This is a genomic window from Candidatus Hydrogenedentota bacterium, from assembly GCA_019695095.1.
Lineage (GTDB): Bacteria > Hydrogenedentota > Hydrogenedentia > Hydrogenedentales > SLHB01 > JAIBAQ01.
In genome coordinates this window covers 1-2,707 of record JAIBAQ010000391.1, presented here as the reverse complement: position 1 = coordinate 2,707, position 2,707 = coordinate 1, and the positions used below count along the sequence as shown (strand labels likewise).

Annotated in this window: 3 protein-coding genes; all 3 read right to left on the bottom strand. The window is 60.7% G+C overall.

Annotated features, from left to right (window positions below; genetic code table 11):
* The coding region (locus K1Y02_26765; GenBank protein MBX7259986.1) for a response regulator transcription factor at nt 1-395 on the bottom strand (395 nt) is incomplete at its 3' end.
* The gene (locus tag K1Y02_26760) at nt 383-1,333 is read right to left on the bottom strand and encodes a diguanylate cyclase (GenBank protein ID MBX7259985.1); all 951 of its coding nucleotides are present in this window, start codon (nt 1,331-1,333) and stop codon (nt 383-385) included. The genes K1Y02_26760 and K1Y02_26765, both read right to left, overlap by 13 nt.
* A 126-nt stretch (nt 1,334-1,459) precedes the next feature.
* The coding region (locus K1Y02_26755) for a response regulator (protein ID MBX7259984.1) at nt 1,460-2,707 on the bottom strand (1,248 nt) is incomplete at its 5' end.

Genomic DNA, 2,707 nt, shown 5'->3' with positions numbered 1-2,707 from the left:
AAGCGCTGCGTGAGGCGCGTCTGTAGATCCAGAATCCGGCGCCCAACGTTGATCCGCGCCAAGAGTTCGTCCGGATCGTAAGGCTTTGACAGGTAGTCGTCCGCTCCTGATTTCAACCCCTGCACAACGCTACTGGTGTCGTCCCGCGCTGTAAGCAAGATAAGGTAGGGAGCTGCATTGGTCTCCATGGACCGAACCCGCTCACACACCTCCGGCCCGGTCATCCCAGGCATCATCCAATCGAGGATGGCCATTTTCGGGGCATCCGGTTGACTCAGGGCTTCCCAGGCTTCCGTCCCGTTTCTTGCTTTGACACATTCGTGTCCGCGTTTTTCAAGAATTCCCGAAAGCATCATCAATGAAGTCGGGTCATCCTCGGCAATCAGGATGCGCATGGTTGATAGATCCCTTCCGTGCCCTGCTTCATGATGCACACACAGTTCCGGCCCTGGGCCTTCGCGCGGTACAGCGCCGTGTCCGCGGCCGACAGGACCTCATCCATGGTTTGATTCTCGTTCGCTGCCGAGGCTCCAATGCTGAGGGTGACTCGAACAAGACCGGCGTTGGTTGCGAACGGCACGTCAGCCACCTCCCGTCGCAGACGCTCGTAAAAATCAAACTGATAATCCTCGCCAATCCCGGAGGCCACAACGACGAATTCCTCACCGCCGAACCGGCCCACGGTGTCATGCGCGCGAACCGATTTCGTTAGACGCCGCGACAATTCGCACAGCACCTCGTCTCCAACTCCGTGTCCCATCGTGTCATTGATCTTCTTGAAATGGTCAACGTCACAAATCCCCACGCTTAATCCCCAGTTCTCTTTTTGCAAATGCCGGTTGCTTCGGGAAAGCTCCCGCGCAATTGTCTCCGTTACCGCCCTGCGGTTCAGGGCCCCGGTCAGCGGATCGTGCGTGGCCTCGTGCGCCAACGCGTTTCGCGCCTCAAGCAGACTCTCCCGGAGTTCAATCAGACGTGTTCCCACCGACACGCGGGCTCGCAGCTCTCCCGCGTCGTAGGGCTTTGCCAAATAATCGTCCGCACCCGCATCGAGGCCCGCCACGACGTCTGCCTTTGCATCCTTCGAGGTCAGCATGATGATGTACGGCGGCCGCTCGGTCGGTTGCGCGCGCACACGGCTGCACACCTCCACCCCCGTCAACTCCGGCATGACCCAATCGAGAATTGCCAGTTGGGGCGCGTCGGGGCCCTGAAGCGCGCGCAGCGCTTCCACGCCGTTCACCGCCGTAACCACTTCATGGCCCTGCTTCGCCAGCACTCCACTCAGCACAACGCGCGATGTCGCGTCATCCTCGGCTATCAAGATGCGCATGGAACCCTTCTCCCCATTTCACTTCTCGGTTGCGTTGGCCGCGTTTCGCGTCGGCAATACGCGGCAATGCAACCGCACTACGGTTTCTCTTGCGGCACGCGAGCACGTTTGCGCCCGCATGCGTTCTCATGGCACACCCCCGGCAGCCTGCTTCAGTGCATTCAAGTACGCCGCCAACGTTTCGCGCAAAGTTTCGAAGTGCGCCTCGAGTTCTGAAGGGGCAGATGCCAGCGTATCGATACGCCCGCTAGCGGCTGCCTGCTCGACGGCCGCGGCCGCGGAGCGCAGGGCCTCGCCACCCACATTCGCGGCCGCGCCCTTGATGGTGTGCGCCTGTCGCTCCGCATCGGCGGTCATTCCCGCTTCGATGAAGCTCCTCAGCGTCGCAATCTGAAGCGGCATATCTTCCAGGAATGTCTCAAGAACCGAACAGGCAAGTTCTTCGTCATGCATCAATCGCCCTAGCATCCCCTCCTTGTCGAAGATGCTTGAGTCCTGTATGGCGACAGCAGCGGCGGTCTTGTCCACAAGTCGCTTCTCGGCGCCGAACCCCATATCGCCTTCGCTCGGGAGCCACCGCTCAAGAGCGGCTGCCAGGACTACTGGCGAAATCGGTTTGGAGACGTAGTCGTTCATCCCCATGCCGAGGCAGCGCTCCCGGTCGCCTGCCATCGCATGAGCCGTCATCGCGATGATCGGAATCTGACTGTTCAGCACTCCCGACGCCGCGTCCCGGATCCGCCGGGTTGCCTCGAACCCGTCCATTTCCGGCATCTGCACGTCCATCAGGACAAGCTCATAGGGAATGGTTCGAAGGGATTCGATCGCCTCCTTGCCATTGGCCACGGCATCAGCCTTGTAGCCGAGCTTCTCCAGCATCTTGATCGCAACAAGCTGGTTCGTTTTGCTGTCTTCGGCAAGGAGAATCCGCGCCCGGCGCTTGCGCGCCTCCGAAACCCTGTGCCGTGTCACGAACCGGACCGAGCCCGATGCCGGTTCCGCATGCCCGTCCGCAAGCACCATTGCAAGCGTATCGAATAGCTGCGATTGCCGCAGCGGCTTGGTTATATACGCGCTGAACCCCAGAGAGCGGAAGCGATTCGCATCGCCCCGCTCGGCCAGCGAAGTCATCATGATCAGAATCGTACTGGTGAGTACCGGATCCGCCTTGATCGCGGCTCCGAGCCCAGCCCCATCCATTCCGGGCATGAGCATGTCCATGATGACTACGCGGTACGGGTCGCCTTCCGAGGCGGCGACATGAAGTCGATCCAGCGCTGCCGGCCCAGATTCTGCTTCCGCGTAGCGGCATCCCCAGCTCTCGAGCAGTCTCGTCACAAGCAGCCGATTCACCTCGTGGTCATCCACCACAAG